Raw genomic sequence first — 17,365 nt, forward strand, 5'->3', positions numbered from 1 at the left:
TTTATAGAGGTGAAGAAAATGGAACCATTTGTTTTACATCAACCCAATCAACAACAGCCTGAATTATATATGCTACAGCCTTGGATCAAGGAGTCGAACAGACTAGTTGCTGGATTTACGGGTCGAGGAGGCGGTATAAGTAGCTGGCCTTATCAATCATTGAACTGTGCCTTTCATGTCGGAGATAAGCCGGAAGATGTTATTGCTAACCGATCTAAGGTCGCAGTATCTCTTGGATTTACACTTGATTCATGGACATGTGGTGAACAGGTTCACGGATCCCATATTACAGTGGTCACACACGAAGACATCGGCCGAGGGCGGCTGAACAGAGAGACCGCAATTCAGGATACTGACGGATTACTCACTCAAGTCCCGGGGGTGCTGCTTACTTCATTTTATGCGGATTGTGTTCCTCTATATTTCTTTGATCCTGTGAAGCAGGTCGTTGGACTCGCACATGCAGGTTGGAAGGGAACGGTCGCGCAAATTGCGAATCGAATGGTCGAACGTATGCAATCTGAGTTTGGCTGTGAGGTTCGGAGTATTCATTCGGCAATAGGACCTTCCATTGGATCTTGTTGTTATGAAGTGGACGATAAAGTCATGACATATATTCACGATTTAGAGAGAGAGTTTGAGGGTAATAAACATAAAGATCTCGATTTGTTGAGTCAGGGATACATAAGTAAAGACAACGGGAAAACGATGCTGGACTTGAAAGAAATAAATCGACAGATTATGATTAAAGCAGGAATTTTGCCGACGCATATCGAATGTACATCATGGTGTACAAGCTGTCGTAATGATATTTATTTCTCCTATCGCAAAGATGGTGGGACAACAGGACGAATGGCTAGTTGGATCGGGTTAAAAGAGAGGTGAATCTTCCTTGACGCTGGAAGAACGAATAAAGGAAGTTAAGCATCGTGTTGAAGCAGCGTGTCAGCGCAGCAAGAGAGCGCCGGACAATGTTAATGTGATCGCGGTTACGAAATATGTTTCTACACAAATGACAGCGCAGGTTCTGAAGCAAGGACTTGAGCATGTTGGTGAGAACCGCTGGCAGAACGCTGAAGAGAAGTGGAATGCACTGGGTCAGCAAGGGATTTGGCATTTTATCGGGCATCTTCAGACAAACAAGGTTAAGGATGTTGTCTCTAAATTTGAATATATACATTCTTTGGATCGTCTTTCTTTAGCAAAAGAGTTGGAGAAGGCGGGCGCTGCGCACAATTTGGAAATAAAAACCTTTGTACAGGTTAATATTTCTGGAGAAGATACGAAATACGGATTAACACCGGAACAAACTGCACCCTTTCTCAAGCAAATACGTGATTTCTCCCATATTAGGGTCGTTGGTTTGATGACTATGGCGCCGTTTGAAGCTGAAGCTGAGGATACACGTCCAGTATTTCGAGCTTTACGTGAGCTGATGGAGAATTTAAATCAACAAGCTGTTACGAATGAACCTATGACTGAGCTCTCTATGGGTATGTCTAATGATTTTGAAGTGGCAGTGGAAGAAGGAGCAACATGGATTCGTTTAGGCTCCGTATTGGTTGGTAAAGAGGAGGAGGAATCATGAGCGTGATGAACAAATTCATGTCTTTTTTGGGATTGCAGGAGCAGGAAGAAATTGTTGAACGTGAACAATTGGCTGAGGAAGAAGAATTAGAAGCCCCTCAATTTAATGAAGCACGTAAAAATGCTAGACCTAACAATGTCGTGAGTATCCATTCGCAGAAGAATGTAAAGGTTATTTTGCATGAACCACATTCGTATGACGAAGCCCAAGCCATTGCAGATCATTTACGTTCGCACCGAACTGTTGTTGTAAATTTGCAACGTGTACGTACAGACCAAGCGCTGCGTGTGATCGATTTTTTAAGTGGAACCGTGTATGCTTTAGGTGGTGGTATTTCCAAAATTGGAGGCAATATCTTTCTCTGTACGCCGGATACCGTTGAAATTCAAGGTGCTATTTCGGAAATATTGGCTGAAGAACATGAATACAACAATAGAATGAGGTGAGCCGATCTTGTACGAAATCTACCGAATTATAAGTATATTGTTTGACATTTATTTTTACATGATTATTATCTATACCTTAATGTCCTGGCTGCCGAATTTACGTGAGAGCTTTATTGGTGAACTGCTTGCTAAGCTGGTTGAGCCTTACCTATCCCCATTCCGCCGGATTATCCCGCCAATCTTCGGTATGCTGGATATCTCCCCGATCGTTGCCTTGTTCGTATTGCAATTCGCAATGCAAGGACTGTTATTTATCATTAGCATGGCTTTTGGGGCTTAAGTTAGAATGAAGCAGGATATCTATAATCATTTTCACCAAGATGAACGTGAGTTTGTTGATAGGGCTTGGGAATGGATTGTAAATGCGGGAACATATCATGAGACTAAACTTACTGATTTCTTAGATCCTCGGCAGGCCTTTATCGTCCAGACGCTAGTTAATCGGCATCCAGATGTGCAATTAAGACTGGATGGGGGATACGATACTGCCGAGCGATGCAGGGCACTTATTGCCCCAGACTACCGCGATTTAAGCGAAGAAGATATGGGGATCAAAGTGCTGAGTATCTACTCTGGTGAACAGAAATTTTTGTCTCTTGAGCATGGGGATTATATGGGATCCATTCTTGGTTTGGGTATTAAAAGATCCAAGATAGGTGATATTCATGTACTCGATAACGGCTGTCACACCCTTGTATGTGAAGATATTAGTACATTTCTGGATATAAATCTAAATCAGGTGCACCGTATTCATGTGCAGAGCGAGATTCTGGCGCTGGACTCCCTGCGAACTCACCAGGTTTCACTGGAGCAGATGGAGATTACGGTCGCCTCTTTGCGTTTAGATGCTATCACTGGAGATGTCTTCCGCTTAAGTCGCAGTAAAGTTCTTGTTCCGATCCGAGCAGGGCGATGCAGAGTGAATTGGAAAGTTGAAGAGGATCCATCTTCTTCCTTAAAAGAAGGGGATATGGTATCTATGCAGGGTTTTGGGCGGTTTAAGGTTCTTGAAGTAGGCGGAATGACAAAAAAACAAAGACAACGCATTAAAATAGGCAAATTTGTGTAGTTCCTAGCAGGAATTACATTCTTATTGTCGAATGAAATATTCAAGTAAACTAATCCTAAAAATTTTTTGACCGATATACCAAGTAAAGTAGATACGTATCTAGGATATCGGTCATTACATTGTGGAATGATATTAGGCAAACACTCGGGCTTATTTTTGCACAGTAAACAGAAGGTACTCCTTCGCATGATTTCGGTATACGATCACAGGGAAGCCTGAAATTCTTAGGAGGTGCGCATCAATGCCATTAACACCACTCGATATACATAACAAAGAGTTTGGCCGCCGAATCCGTGGTTATGATGAAGATGAAGTGAATGAATTCTTGGACCAGGTTATTAAAGATTATGAAAGTGTAATCCGTGAGAACAAGGAGCTTCATAATCAAATGACTACGCTGCAGGAGCGGCTGAATCATTTTGTTAATATTGAAGAAAGTCTGTCGAAGACGATTATTGTAGCTCAAGAAGCTGCTGATGAAGTGAAAGCCAACGCTAAGAAGGAAGCTCAGCTTATCATTAAAGAGTCAGAGAAGAATGCTGACAGAATTATTAACGAATCGTTGTCTAAATCACGTAAAATTGCAATGGAAGTAGAAGAACTGAAGAAGCAAGCTTCTATTTACCGCACTCGCTTCCGTACCCTGGTTGAAGCTCAGCTCGAGCTACTCAGTCAAGATGGATGGGAAACGTTAGAAGCTCGCGAGATCAGAGAGAGCAGCCGTGAGGCAAGGGAATCTCGTGATTCTTATGAAAACCGCGAAGCTAATGAAGTTTATTAGACGTTAGACTGGTTGACTTTTCATTGGAAAAAGGCTATAACTATACTCATATCTGAAGTAATATTGTTATACATTCAATGATGGGAAGAGTAAGTTTGGGATATGTTCATCAGAGAGTTGGCGTTTGCTGAGAGCCAATGTTCAGACCTGAACCGAAGATCCTCCTGGAGAAGTGAAGCTGAAACGTCATTTGATGTGTGTAAGCTGAACCGTTGCGCCGAACGTTACATCGGCTCCATACTTCATTACAGTATGGACTTGAGGAGTCGTCATGCTTCATGAGGCTTACTGAGTATTTCAGTAAGTATCAGGTTCGGACGGAATTAGGGTGGTTACGCGAGCAAAAGTCTCGTCCCTTTGGGGATGAGGCTTATTTTTGTTTTTTTACTACGTGTATTAGAGAGGTTGTTGGCCATGCAAAAGGTAGATGTTAAAGAAAAAGCGCGTACAAGAGACGAACGCATTCTGCAGAAATGGAATGAAGAAAATACATTCCGCAGATCGATTGAAAACCGTGAGGGTAAGCCGAACTACGTATTTTATGAGGGACCTCCAACAGCTAATGGTGCACCACATATCGGACATGTACTCGGACGAGTAATCAAAGACTTTATCGGTCGTTACCAGACGATGAAGGGTTATCGTGTAGTCCGTAAAGCGGGCTGGGATACCCATGGACTACCGGTAGAGCTTGGCGTAGAGAAGCAGCTTGGTATCTCGGGTAAGCAAGAAATCGAGAAATACGGTGTTGAAGAGTTCATTAAGAAATGTAAGAACAGTGTATTCGAGTACGAGAAGCAGTGGAGAGAACTGACTGAAGCAATTGGATATTGGACGGATCTGGATAATCCATATATCACACTTGAAAATAATTATATCGAGAGTGTTTGGAATATTCTTGCTACGATCCATGAGAAAGGTCTTCTGTATCGCGGTCACCGCGTGAGCCCGTATTGTCCATGTTGCCAAACGACGCTAAGTTCACACGAAGTAGCACAAGGATATGAAGATGTTAAAGACCTGAGTGCAACAGCTAAGTTTAAGCTGGATGACAGTGGCGATTATGTGCTTGCTTGGACGACAACACCTTGGACACTTCCTGCGCACGTTGCACTGGCTATGAATCCAGATATGGACTATGTCCGTGTGCAACAGGACGATGGAGTATATATCGTTGCTAAGAACCTCGTTGAAAATGTAATGAAGGGCGAGCATACGATTTTATCTACTCACAAAGGATCTGAATTTGTAGGTAAAACCTATACACCTCCATTCACTTATGTGAAACCGGAAAAAGGTAACTTGATCGTAGGTGCTTCATTTGTTACGGATTCAAGTGGTACCGGTATCGTACACATGGCTCCAGCACATGGTGAAGATGACTATAAGACATGCCGTGAACAAGGGATAAGCTTCGTGAGTGTCGTAAATGCTCAAGGACGCTATACCGATGAAGTAACAGACTTGGCAGGACGTTTTGTGAAAGATTGTGACCTTGATATTGTGAAGATCCTTTCTGAAAAAGGACTTCTATACAGCAAAGAAAAATATGAGCACAGCTATCCATTTTGCTGGCGCTGTAAATCACCACTATTGTACTATGCAATGGAAAGCTGGTTCATCGAGACTACGGCTGTTAAAGATCAGTTGATTGCTAACAACAACGGAGTCGAATGGTTCCCAGGACATATTCGTGAAGGACGCTTCGGTAAGTTCTTGGAAGAGCTTGTGGACTGGAACATCAGCCGTAACCGCTACTGGGGAACACCACTGAATGTATGGGTCTGCGGTTCATGTAATGAACAGTTCTCCCCACATAGTTTCGCTGAGCTAAAAGCTCAAGCGGTTGGCGAGATTAGTGACGATCTAGAGCTGCATAAACCTTACGTAGATGAAGTGAAAGTACGTTGTCCACATTGTGAAGGTGGCGTGATGGAACGTACATCTGAAGTAATCGATGTATGGTTTGATAGTGGTTCAATGCCATTTGCACAGCATCATTATCCTTTTGAGAACGAAAAGGCGTTCGAGGATCAATTCCCAGCGGACATGATTTGCGAAGGAATTGACCAGACACGCGGCTGGTTCTATAGTCTTTTAGCCGTATCTACTCTTTTCAAAGGTGTTGCTCCATACAAAGCGGTTATTGCGACGGGTCACATACTCGATGAGAACGGTCAGAAGATGTCTAAATCTAAAGGGAATGTCATTGATCCTTGGGAAATCATCAATGAGTACGGAACAGATGCATTCCGCTGGGCACTGCTTGCTGATAGTGCACCTTGGAATAGCAAACGCTTTTCGAAAGGTATCGTAGGGGAAGCGAAATCGAAGGTCATTGATACGTTGGTGAATACTCATGCATTCTTGACGCTGTATGCTAACATTGATGGATATAACCCAGCGGAACATGCTTACAAACCATCTGAAAACAAACTGGATCGCTGGATTCTATCTCGTTTGAACAGCTTAATTGTGTTAGTTGATAAAGGGCTGGCTGTTAATGATTTCTTGAATTCAGCTAAGGCTATTGAAGGATTTATCGATGAGCTTAGTAACTGGTATATCCGTCGTTCACGTGATCGTTTCTGGGGAAGTGGTCTTGGGGAAGACAAACTTGCTGCATATGGAACACTTACGCATGTATTGCTAACGGTTGCGAAGCTAATGGCACCATATACACCACTCCTGTCAGAAGATATCTACTTGAATCTGAGTGATGGAGAAAGCATACATCTTGAAGACTTCCCACAAGCGGATGAAACGCTGATCGATAAAGAATTAGAAGCGGATATGGAATCAGCACGTCAAATCGTAGAATTGGCGCGTAATGTTCGTAACGAAACGAGTATCAAAACTCGTCAACCATTGTCTGAGCTCATTGTTTCTATGAATCGTAGCTTTGATCTGGCTGAGTACGAAGATATCATTAAAGAAGAAATCAATGTGAAACAAATTGTTATCGAGACAAGTGATAGTGGTTTTGTAGATTTCACGTTGAAGATGAATTTGAAGGTAGCTGGTAAGAAATACGGTAAAAACATCGGCTTCTTGCAAGGGTTCCTCAAAAATATGACTCCAGAAGAGACGCGTCATACGGTACAGACAGGGCAGGTAAACGTCACTTCACCTGAAGGTGAGGAGCTTCAAATTACAGCAGAAGAACTGCTCGTAGAGAAGCAGGCGAAGGAAGGATTTGCTTCTGCATCTGGATATGGTCTAACGGTAGCACTCAATACTGAAATCACACCAGAACTCGAACAAGAAGGCTGGGTACGTGAAGTTGTGCGTGCCGTGCAGGATTATCGTAAAAAACTCGATTTACCGATCGAGAAACGTATTACATTGGTGCTTCATGCGGATGAAGAACTCACACAAGCGATTACATCATTCGATCATGTACTCAGAGAGAATGTACTTGTAACAGATGTTATCTTCGGCAAAGAAGCTACGATGGAAGAAGTGGATTTGGCTGGTAAGACTCTAGGAATTCATATTGCCGAATAATCAGTGAATGAAGTTTAATGGCTGCTCCTTCGGCATATAATAGCATATATAGGAAAAACGAGCCTCAGGTGCTGAGCAGGAATAATTCCTGCTCATACCTTGGCTCGTTTCTTTTATCAGGAGTAAATTGTATATGCTTTGTATCCCGAGTTAAGGAGTGAACATGATGGTCGGAGAGAATAAATATGATAAAGATGCGCCTGAGGATCAAAAACTCGATAAAATATATAAACTAGCCCTCCATATATCCGATACAATGGAAAAATCCCGTATTGCCGATTACACGGAGTTATTGCATCGTCCTTGGCGTCTGATTGGACTTAACCTGATGTCAGGAGCGGCACGTGGTGTAGGGATAGCTGTTGGATTTACCATTTTTGCGGCAACTATTATTTATCTGCTGCAATTACTCGGAGCACTGAACTTACCTATTATAGGTGACTATATCGCAGATATTGTTAGGATTGTACAGCGTCAGCTGGAGATTCATTAAATAAAATGTCAATCATCATTCTCAGATGACTCAAATACGTTCACACCCTCGCCTTGCTCCATATATCGTTCATATTGTCGATTGTGAATAACAGTTACATCGTTCCCAGTAATATCGGTGGCAACGAAGCTTTCAAATGGCTCAACACAGCCTTCTAACTCGTCGTAAGCTTCGATTTCCATTTCATCATAACTCTGGATGTCAGAACCTTCAGCCATAGCAGGGCTATTAGATGTACCGAAGTTCTCGACAATTTGCCATGTATCTTCACCATCAAATCCATTTTGATCATCATGTTCGTCCATACTTGTTCTGCCAAATGGAGGCATCAGAAATTCTTCCTCTACAGGACGGTAATCAGAAACGTCATTCTTGGGAGAATGATCCTTACAAAAAGCGGTGGATGGCACAGCTTCAAGCCTTTCATAAGGGATCGGTTGACCGCAGATTTGGCAAATACCATATGTTCCGCTCTTCATTCTCTCTAACGCACCGTTAATATGGAATATGGTGTTGTCGTCATGGTCTTGTAAGCTCAGATCAAGTTCGCGGTCGTATAGCTCAGTGGCTACATCTGCCGGATGATTATCAATTTGGGACAGTTCACCCGTTTCATCGCGCATCGATTCATCGAGACCGTAATGATCATTCTGTTCATCTTTTAATTCGATGTCATGCTTCTCTTGCTCTAATTCTCTGCGTAGTTTCTTTAATTGATGTGGTGTAAGATGATAATCCATAAGGAAGACCCCTTTTCCTATAGCGGTTAATTCGCTTTTTCATTCTTTCTAGATTGCTCTAAACCGTATGATTTTACCTAAGGGAAATTTTCTCTCGTGCTTGGCCGTTTATGGACGATTTTGGACGGGCTGTGCTACAATATACGAGTCTTAATACCGAGTGGAAGGTCATTCTTAAGGACCAGCCGAAATGATAAGAACGGAGTGACAATGTATTGTGGTGTACTACATAATCGCATTTATTGTTTTTTTGCTGGATCAAGGAAGTAAATATCTGATATCCACCAAACTGGAAATAGGTGAAGAGATCCCGGTCATTGGTAATTTTTTTCTAATTACCTCAAGTCGTAACACGGGTGCAGCCTTTTCAATTTTGGAAGACAAACGATGGTTTTTTGTCGTTATTACAATTATAGTTGTGATCGCAATTATCTGGTACATGCAAAAAGTATTGAAAACCTCCCAGCGTAAGTTATTGCCACTTGGACTTTGTCTTGTTCTTGGCGGAGCATTGGTAATTTTTTGGACCGGGCACTTACTGGCGAAGTTGTTGATTTCCTGCAGCTGAATTTCGGAAGCTATACGTTTCCCATTTTTAATATCGCGGACTCCTGTATCGTTATAGGTGTTGCCCTGATTATTCTAGATTCTCTGTTTGATATGAAACAGGAATCTCTAAACAACAAGAGTCACGAAGGGAATGAAGAGGTGTGAACGAACGCCAGACGTCCGGTGAGGAATTAGAAATATCTCATACGGATGCAGAAGTACGTGAATGGACTGTAGATGAGGAACATGCTAAAGAACGGATAGACAAATATATTACGGAAAACTGGGACGGTGAAATTTCAAGATCTCAGGTTCAGATTTGGATAACAGCAGAGCAAGTGAAGGTAAATGGTAAATTGGTCAAAGCGAACTACAAGATGTCAGCAGGGGATCTCGTATCCGTAACCGTGCCTGCACCTGTTGTTGTAGAGATTATTCCTGAAAATATTCCCCTTGTTGTTGCTTATGAGGATTCGGATGTAATTGTGGTTGATAAGCCACGCGGCATGGTTGTTCATCCAGCTCCAGGGCATCCTTCCGCTACACTTGTTAATGCTTTGATGTACCATTGTAAGGATTTATCTGGTATTAATGGCGAACTGCGTCCAGGTATCGTCCATCGTATTGATAAGGATACCTCGGGATTGATCATGGCTGCTAAGAACGATAAGGCACATGCATCACTTGCTGCTCAGCTTAAAGATCATAGTGTAACTCGCCGTTACATGGCACTGGTACACGGTAATATTAGCCACGATTCGGGTACCATTGACGCGCCTATAGGACGTGACACAGCCGACCGCAAGATGTATGTCGTAACAGAGAAGAACAGCAAGCATGCGGTGACTCATTTTACAGTAAAAGAACGGTTTGGAGATTATACATTACTGGAGCTGAAGCTAGAAACAGGAAGAACGCATCAGATTCGGGTGCACATGAAGTTTATTGGACATCCTCTTGTTGGAGATCCGGTTTATGGTCGTAGTAAGGGGATCAAAATGAACGGACAGGCCCTACATGCAGCGATACTTGGATTTGTGCATCCGACTAGTGGAGAGTACATGGAGTCTATGGCTCCAATGCCGCAAGATATGGAAGAAGTTCTATCGAACTTGCGCAGTCGCTGAAAGTACAAATGATACGATAATTAGTCCATGGCATTCAGCCATGGATTCCTTCATATTTAGGGTAGAATTTTTGTTGGAATTTTAGCCTAAGTAGGAGATGAATAACAGTGAGTATTGAACAATATCAAGAAACGTTTATCCAGAATAATTTTGCTGATCGGATCGGTGGATCCAATTATGGTAAAGACACAGCTATTTATAAATTCGAGAAAATTAAGCGTGCTAAGGCTGCGGCAAAAAAAGATTTTCCAAGTGTCGAGCTGATCGATATGGGTGTTGGTGAACCGGACGAGATGGCTGATGCTGGCATCGTTGCTAAGCTGGCTGCAGAAGCAGCTAAATCGGAGAATCGTGGTTACTCGGACAATGGTATTCCTGAATTTAAAGAAGCGGCAGCTCGTTACCTAGAGCAAGTGTTTGGCGTGTCAGGTATTGATGCGGATAACGAGGTTCTTCATTCAATCGGATCAAAGCCTGCTCTAGCTATGCTACCATCTTGTTTCATTAATCCGGGTGATATTACGATTATGACGGTACCAGGTTATCCTGTTCTGGGCACGCATACGAAATACTTGGGCGGAGAAGTGTACACGATTGAACTGAAGAAAGAAAATAATTTCTTGCCTGATCTGAATGCTATTCCGGAAGAAGTTGCTAAGCGTGCTAAATTGCTGTATTTGAACTATCCTAACAATCCAACGGGAGCGAGTGCGACCGCTGAATTCTTCGCAGAAGTTGTAGAATGGGCCAAAGCAAATAATGTCGTAGTGGTTCACGATGCTCCGTATGCTGCACTGACATACGACGGATTGAAACCACTCAGCTTTCTTTCAGTTCCAGGTGCGAAGGAAGTTGGAGTAGAGTTGCATTCTCTGTCAAAATCATACAATATGACGGGATGGCGGATTGGATTTATTGCGGGTAACCCGCTGATCGTTAAAGCCTTTGGTGATGTGAAGGATAATAATGACTCGGGTCAATTTATCGCGATTCAGAAGGCAGCAGCGTATGGTTTATCTCATCCCGAAATTACGGAGAAGATTGCTGAGAAATACTCTCGCCGCCATAACTTACTTGTGGATGTACTGAATGAGATCGGTTTTGAAGCGAAGAAACCTCAGGGTTCTTTCTTCCTATACGTAGAAGCGCCTAAAGGGATTAAGGGCGGTATCCGCTTCAATTCTGGTGAGGATTTCTCCCAGTATTTAATTCGTGAGAAGTTGATCTCAACGGTACCTTGGGATGATGCGGGACATTTTGTTCGCTTCTCCGTAACATTCATTGCCAATGGTGAGGCTGATGAGAAACGTGTTATTGCTGAAATTAAGCGTCGTCTGAGCGATGTGGAATTTGAATTTTAAGATAACATAGCCTTAAGATTCATAATGTGAAGGATCTGCTTGAAAGTGAAGCGGGTCCTTTTTGCATGTGATCACGCTGAGCTTCTTTTGGTCAATGATTTTTTGGGCAGAAAATGTTAAAGTATTCTTATGCAAGAAGGAAGAAGCGGATGGATATTTAAAATGTAGGCTATCGGAACTGGGAGATGAACGATTCTGCTTAAAATCAATTTGGAATCTTATATGACACATTTGGAAGAACTGCGGAAACGTTTGATTTGGACGTTGGTAATATTTCTAGCAGCGACTATTGTTGCGCTGTTTTTTACAGGAGATGTGATTCAATTTTTGAAGCACAGACCTCCTGCCTCGACGATTGCTTGGAATGCTTTTACCCCTTGGGATGGGGTTAAGATTTATATGTATATATCAATTGCGATGGCTGTAATTGTTATCGTACCGTTTATTCTCTTTCAGATTTGGAGCTTTGTGAAAAAAGGATTACGTAAAGAAGAGCAGAGGGCCGCGCTGAAGTATATACCTTTCGCTTTTGTGTTATTGCTATTAGGGTTTGTATTCGCTTATTTCGTGGTCTTTCCAATGGCTTTTCGTTTTACGACGGATATGACGAAGAATTTTGGACTAATTGAAACATACGGTATAGCTCAGTACTTCTCATTTATGGCGAATATCGTGATTCCAGTTTCATTAGCATTTGAATTACCTGTGACCGTCATGTTTCTGACGCGGCTGCGTATATTGAATCCACAGCTACTGGCTAAAACGCGCAAAGTATCTTATATGGTGCTCGTACTGATCGCATGTATGATCTCACCTCCAGAATTCTTTTCACACATTTCAGTGTCTATTCCGTTCATTCTGCTGTATGAGATTAGTGTGATGCTGTCGCGGGTTGTATATCGTAAACAGCTTTTAATGGATGCAGAGCTTAAGGATTCAAGTAAGGATGGAGCAAATTAAACGGTTCCATTCATTTGAGCTTGAAAAGGAGAGTATATAATTATGTTTAGTGAAATTGGTGCACCAGGCTTTATCTTGCTAGCATTGCTTGCTCTTGTTCTGTTTGGACCGAAAAAATTGCCTGGTCTAGGACGGGCTGCTGGACGAACGCTTCGAGAATTTAAGAATGAAATGAGCGATATTATGGGGGATTCACCCAGACCTGTTAAGAAAGCATATGATGCATCTTCAGATGCTGTCTCTGTCGTAGAGGTAAATCAGCCTGCTGATTTAAAGGAAGAACCGGTTAATATAAAGCCGGGAAACTAAGTGGTTATGCTTGGTTCTTGAAGAGTTGTTGTTAGATGAAACTGTTATAAATTGGGCTATGGATAAGCCTGAGTTTGGTTGACTTTGTCCACTTCCTCTGTCATAATTATCGTAGTTGAATAAGCACCTTTAAAACAGTCCCGTGAGACTGGCAAGGTATCGTGAACCGAGGTTCACCTGAGTACGCGTATCCGTATGTCTATTGGATGACGCCCAGGAACCCCATCATTCAGTGAAACTGAAATGAGAATCGAGAACTCCTTGCCTATGGGCAAGGAGTTTTTTTGTTATCACACGGGCATAAGAAAGTGTAGAAGATATCCCGAAGAATCCAAAAAGGAGTGTGGAAGATGAGTAATGAAGTGCTTGTTCTTATGGATGAAACAGCGATCCGCCGTGCACTGACGAGAATTGCACACGAAATACTTGAGCGAAACAAAGGGATTGAAGATTGTGTCTTCATCGGTATCCGAACTAGAGGTGTTTATCTAGCTGAACGGATTGCGGAGAAGATACAGGAGATTGAAGGAACACCGGTCCAGTGGGGCGAGCTTGATGTAAGCCAGCACCGGGATGATCAAGAAGAAAAGATCATGATCACAGATTCTATTAATGCAGATCTTAAAAAGCTAAATATACACAATAAAACGGTCATTTTGTTCGATGATGTTCTCTATACAGGGCGTACGATTCGCGCGGCGATGGACGCTCTTATGGAATGTGGAAGACCTCAAATGATCCAGCTTGCAGTTTTGGCTGATAGAGGACATCGGGAGCTTCCGATTCGACCAGATTTTATTGGTAAGAACTTTCCAACATCGAAACAGGAACAAATTGAAGTTGCACTAACTGAAATTGATGGCAAGGATGAAGTGACGATTCGTCAGAACAGGGAGGAGAAGGCATAATGACAACGATGGCGCAATTGAGAGAACGCAGCTTGCTAGGACTTAAGGAATTGAGCCGGAATGAAATTGAGTCGATCCTCGATCGTGCAGCATACTGGGAATCTCACAGTGACAAAATGGTGCCTGTACTGAACTCTAAATTTGTAGCAAATATGTTTTTCGAAAATAGTACTCGTACCAGATTCTCTTTTGAAATGGCAGAGAAACGTTTAGGAGCACAGGTGCTGAACTTTACCGCCGCTGCTTCAAGCGTGGAGAAAGGCGAGTCCATCTACGATACAGTACGAACGTTAGAATCCATGGGCATTGATGCGGGTGTAATTCGGTTGAAACCAGCAGGTGTACTGCAAGAGTTAGCACCACATGTATCGGTTCCACTCATTAATGCAGGAGATGGAAACAATGAGCATCCCACACAGGCGCTACTTGACCTGTACACTATGCGCAAACAATTCGGTAGCCTGCAAGGCTTGAATGTATCCATTATTGGAGACATTCTACACAGTCGTGTGGCGCGCTCCGACCTATGGGCTTTGCAGAAATTTGGTGCAAACGTACGCTTTTGTGCTCCAGAAAGTATGCAGGCTCCTGAGCTTGCAGAACATGCATCTTATGTATCTATAGATGAAGCAATGAATGCAGATGTTGTTATGATGCTTCGAGTTCAGCTAGAGCGCCATGCAACGGGCATGTTGAAATCAAATGATGAATACAGAGCACAGTATGGTTTAACGCGTGAAAGAGCGGCTAAGTTGGCAAAACATACGCTAATTATGCATCCTGCTCCGGTTAATCGTAATGTTGAGATTGACGATGAAATAGTGGAATGCCCGCAATCAGCTATTTTTAATCAGATGAGTAACGGAGTTCCAGTGCGTATGTCAGTTCTGGAACGCGCTATGAAATAAAAGTGAATTTAGAAATTTATTAATAAATATACACAAATATGAATTATTATTATACAATAGATTGGTAACCAACGTGCCAATCAACGAGCGGAGGTCATGATCTTGCACATTATTACAAATGCCAGCGTGTTGAATGAACAAGGTGAACTAGAGAAAAAACATATCATTATTGAAGGTGGAACCATTCACTCTATACAGGATGGAAATAAAGAGTGGTCCGCTGCAGAAGTGGGAGCAGATGCTAGAATCACGGATGCTGCTGGTAAACTAGTTACGCCGGGTCTCATCGATATGCATGTCCACTTGCGCGAACCTGGATATGAGCATAAAGAAACGATTGAAAGTGGAAGCCGTTCCGCAGCTAAAGGCGGTTTCACAACGATTGCTTGTATGCCTAACACACGTCCGGTTACGGATAACGCAGAGACTTTGCGTTTGATTCAGGACAAAGCTAAAGAGGCAGGACTTGTAAAGGTGTTACCTTATGCAGCCATAACCATTAGAGAACTAGGTCGTGAGCTAACTGACTTCGAAGCACTTAAGGAAGCGGGAGCAATTGGCTTCACTGACGATGGTGTGGGCGTGCAAAATGCGCAAATGATGAAAGATGCGATGAGAAAAGCTGCTTCACTTGGTATGCCAGTTATCGCACATTGCGAAGAAAACTCGCTGGTGGAGAAAGGCTGTGTGGCAGAAGGCAAATTTGCTGAACGCCATGGTCTTGTAGGAATTCCAAATGAGTCTGAAGCGATTCATGTAGGGCGTGATATTTTGCTAGCAGAAGCGACAGGTGTTCACTACCATGTGTGCCATGTAAGTACGGAACAGTCGATTAGATTGATTCGTCAAGCAAAATCTATCGGAATTCATGTGACTGCTGAGGTATGTCCACATCACCTTCTGCTATCGGAAGAAGATATTCCAGGACTAGATGCAAATTGGAAAATGAATCCGCCACTCCGTTCACGTAGAGACGTAGAAGCCTGCATAGAAGGCTTACTAGATGGTACTTTAGACATCATTGTAACCGACCATGCGCCTCATACAGAGGAAGAGAAAGCGAAAGGCATGGAAATGGCACCTTTTGGTATTGTCGGCTTTGAGACTGCTTTCCCACTGCTATATACGAAGTTCGTAGAGACGGGACTTTGGGATCTGTCCACTCTCGTGCAGCGCATGACGGTAGAACCAGCTAAGGTATTTGGTCTGGAACAAGGACGGCTTGAAGTTGGAGCACCGGCCGATCTCACGATGATCGATCTGAATTCGGAGAAGGTCGTTGACCCAGAGCAGTTTGCAACGAAGGGACGCAATACTCCTTTTACAGGATGGAAGTTAAAAGGTTGGCCTGTAACGACTTGGATGAACGGAAATATCGTTTGGTCAGAATGAAATCATGTACTTAACCAAGTACCTTGAATATAAGCAATACGAAGATACATTGAAGTAGAAATACAGTTAGGCAATAGACAGAGGAGTGATTCGGAAATGCAGGCAAGATTGTTGTTAGAAGACGGAACGCTATTTACAGGAACCGGATTTGGTGCAGAAGGCGAAACGACGGGTGAAGTCGTATTTAATACAGGAATTACAGGCTACCAAGAGGTCCTGTCGGACCCTTCATATTGCGGACAAATTGTAACGATGACTTATCCTTTAATTGGTAACTACGGAATTACTCGTGATGATTTCGAATCCATAGCTCCTTATGTTAATGGATTCGTTGTGCGCAGACATGAGAACGTACCAAGTAACTGGCGTGCTCAATACAGCGTAGACGCCTTGCTGAAAGAGTACGGTATTGTGGGTATTAGTGAAATTGATACGCGTATGTTGACTCGTTTGATCCGTCAACACGGAACAATGAAGGGAATTCTGACGACTTCAAATCAATCGGTTGCAGAGCTTCAAGAACGTCTATCTGTAAGCAAACTGGCAATTAACCAGGTCGCTCATGTTTCTACCAAGCATACGTACAGCAGCCCAGGATCGAAGGAACGTATTGTGCTAGTTGATTATGGTGCTAAGAGCGGAATTCTTCGTGAACTTACCGCTCGTGGTTGTGATGTAGTTGTCGTATCCCATGATGCAACAGCCGATGAAATCCGTAGCTTACATCCAGACGGCATTCAGCTTTCCAATGGCCCTGGGGATCCGAAGGACGTTCCTCAAGCGATTCAGACTATTTCTGAACTGCTTGGTGAATATCCAATGTTCGGTATTTGCTTAGGACACCAGTTGTTTGCACTCGCTTGTGGAGCAGATACAGAAAAATTGAAGTTTGGTCATCGCGGTGGTAACCACCCTGTTAAGGATTTGGCTACAAACCGTTGTTACATCACTTCCCAGAACCATGGCTTCACTGTCAATGAAGAGTCCGTTGCCAATACAGACCTAGAAGTAACCCACATCAATAATAATGACAAGACGATTGAAGGACTTAAACATAAGAAATATCCGGCCTTTACCGTACAGTACCATCCGGAAGCGGCACCAGGACCGTATGATAACAGCTATTTGTTTGACCAATTTTTGCAAATGATCGCGGATCATAAACTGCAACATCCGGCGAAACCGCGTCAGGCTGAATTGGCCGCAGCCGTGAAAGGAGCACGTTAA

Annotated in this window: 17 protein-coding genes, 1 pseudogene and 1 other annotated feature; of the genes and pseudogenes, 17 read left to right on the top strand and 1 reads right to left on the bottom strand. The window is 42.9% G+C overall.

The genetic code is table 11. The annotated features are described in order from the left end of the window. Positions 1 to 18: 18 nt before the first annotated feature. From pgeF to JCM16418_RS04960, 8 genes are all read left to right on the top strand, one after another. Positions 19 to 885: a peptidoglycan editing factor PgeF gene (gene pgeF / locus JCM16418_RS04925; RefSeq protein ID WP_036646723.1), complete on the top strand. Its 867-nt coding sequence runs from the start codon at positions 19 to 21 to the stop codon at positions 883 to 885. Positions 886 to 892: 7 nt separating this feature from the next. Then, positions 893 to 1,588 carry a YggS family pyridoxal phosphate-dependent enzyme gene (locus JCM16418_RS04930; protein WP_036646725.1) on the top strand — a complete coding sequence of 232 codons (696 nt, stop codon included), beginning with the start codon at positions 893 to 895 and terminating at the stop codon, positions 1,586 to 1,588. Continuing rightward, positions 1,585 to 2,034, top strand: a complete 450-nt coding sequence (locus JCM16418_RS04935; RefSeq protein ID WP_036646727.1) for a cell division protein SepF — start codon at positions 1,585 to 1,587, stop codon at positions 2,032 to 2,034. The genes JCM16418_RS04930 and JCM16418_RS04935 overlap by 4 nt, the downstream gene beginning before the upstream one ends. A 4-nt stretch (positions 2,035 to 2,038) precedes the next feature. Then, a complete protein-coding gene (locus tag JCM16418_RS04940) occupies positions 2,039 to 2,314 on the top strand; it encodes a YggT family protein (protein WP_036646731.1) in 276 nt (91 codons plus the stop codon). A gap of 6 nt (positions 2,315 to 2,320) precedes the next feature. After that, a complete protein-coding gene (locus tag JCM16418_RS04945) occupies positions 2,321 to 3,103 on the top strand; it encodes a YlmH family RNA-binding protein (RefSeq protein WP_036646732.1) in 783 nt (260 codons plus the stop codon). A gap of 241 nt (positions 3,104 to 3,344) precedes the next feature. Further along, positions 3,345 to 3,884 carry a DivIVA domain-containing protein gene (locus tag JCM16418_RS04950; RefSeq protein ID WP_036646734.1) on the top strand — a complete coding sequence of 180 codons (540 nt, stop codon included), beginning with the start codon at positions 3,345 to 3,347 and terminating at the stop codon, positions 3,882 to 3,884. A gap of 68 nt (positions 3,885 to 3,952) precedes the next feature. After that, positions 3,953 to 4,244: a binding site (T-box leader), on the top strand. Between the two features lie 54 nt (positions 4,245 to 4,298). Further along, positions 4,299 to 7,391: an isoleucine--tRNA ligase gene (gene ileS / locus JCM16418_RS04955; RefSeq protein ID WP_036646736.1), complete on the top strand. Its 3,093-nt coding sequence runs from the start codon at positions 4,299 to 4,301 to the stop codon at positions 7,389 to 7,391. Between the two features lie 163 nt (positions 7,392 to 7,554). Continuing rightward, the gene (locus tag JCM16418_RS04960; protein WP_052020055.1) at positions 7,555 to 7,884 is read left to right on the top strand and encodes a DUF5665 domain-containing protein; all 330 of its coding nucleotides are present in this window, start codon (positions 7,555 to 7,557) and stop codon (positions 7,882 to 7,884) included. An 8-nt stretch (positions 7,885 to 7,892) separates the two neighbouring features. Here JCM16418_RS04960 and JCM16418_RS04965 read toward each other — a convergent pair whose 3' ends face one another. After that, positions 7,893 to 8,624 (bottom strand): TraR/DksA C4-type zinc finger protein, encoded by a 732-nt coding sequence (locus JCM16418_RS04965; protein ID WP_036646744.1) that lies wholly within the window; start codon positions 8,622 to 8,624, stop codon positions 7,893 to 7,895. A 217-nt stretch (positions 8,625 to 8,841) separates the two neighbouring features. On the opposite strand from JCM16418_RS04965, the pseudogene lspA reads away from it, so the two are divergent. From lspA to JCM16418_RS05010, 9 genes and pseudogenes are all read left to right on the top strand, one after another. Continuing rightward, a pseudogene (lspA, locus tag JCM16418_RS04970) lies at positions 8,842 to 9,338 on the top strand (signal peptidase II). Then, positions 9,335 to 10,300 (top strand): RluA family pseudouridine synthase, encoded by a 966-nt coding sequence (locus tag JCM16418_RS04975; protein ID WP_036646745.1) that lies wholly within the window; start codon positions 9,335 to 9,337, stop codon positions 10,298 to 10,300. The pseudogene lspA and the gene JCM16418_RS04975 overlap by 4 nt, the downstream one beginning before the upstream one ends. Positions 10,301 to 10,407: 107 nt before the next feature. Next, a complete protein-coding gene (locus JCM16418_RS04980) occupies positions 10,408 to 11,661 on the top strand; it encodes an LL-diaminopimelate aminotransferase (RefSeq protein ID WP_036646747.1) in 1,254 nt (417 codons plus the stop codon). Positions 11,662 to 11,883: 222 nt separating this feature from the next. Then, positions 11,884 to 12,621, top strand: coding sequence for a twin-arginine translocase subunit TatC (gene tatC, locus JCM16418_RS04985; protein WP_036646931.1), 738 nt, complete (start codon positions 11,884 to 11,886; stop codon positions 12,619 to 12,621). 42 nt (positions 12,622 to 12,663) lie between these two features. Further along, positions 12,664 to 12,930, top strand: coding sequence for a twin-arginine translocase TatA/TatE family subunit (locus tag JCM16418_RS04990; protein WP_036646750.1), 267 nt, complete (start codon positions 12,664 to 12,666; stop codon positions 12,928 to 12,930). A gap of 350 nt (positions 12,931 to 13,280) precedes the next feature. Then, positions 13,281 to 13,838, top strand: a complete 558-nt coding sequence (pyrR, locus tag JCM16418_RS04995) for a bifunctional pyr operon transcriptional regulator/uracil phosphoribosyltransferase PyrR (protein WP_036646755.1) — start codon at positions 13,281 to 13,283, stop codon at positions 13,836 to 13,838. After that, complete coding sequence (locus JCM16418_RS05000; protein ID WP_277912093.1) at positions 13,835 to 14,746, top strand: aspartate carbamoyltransferase catalytic subunit; 912 nt, start codon at positions 13,835 to 13,837, stop codon at positions 14,744 to 14,746. Before pyrR ends, JCM16418_RS05000 begins: the two co-directional genes overlap by 4 nt. Positions 14,747 to 14,842: 96 nt before the next feature. After that, positions 14,843 to 16,138, top strand: coding sequence for a dihydroorotase (pyrC, locus tag JCM16418_RS05005; RefSeq protein WP_036646757.1), 1,296 nt, complete (start codon positions 14,843 to 14,845; stop codon positions 16,136 to 16,138). Positions 16,139 to 16,234: 96 nt separating this feature from the next. Next, positions 16,235 to 17,365, top strand: coding sequence for a carbamoyl phosphate synthase small subunit (locus JCM16418_RS05010; protein WP_036646760.1), 1,131 nt, complete (start codon positions 16,235 to 16,237; stop codon positions 17,363 to 17,365).

Source organism: Paenibacillus pini JCM 16418 (assembly GCF_000576305.1).
Taxonomy (GTDB): Bacteria; Bacillota; Bacilli; order Paenibacillales; family Paenibacillaceae; genus Paenibacillus_AQ; species Paenibacillus_AQ pini.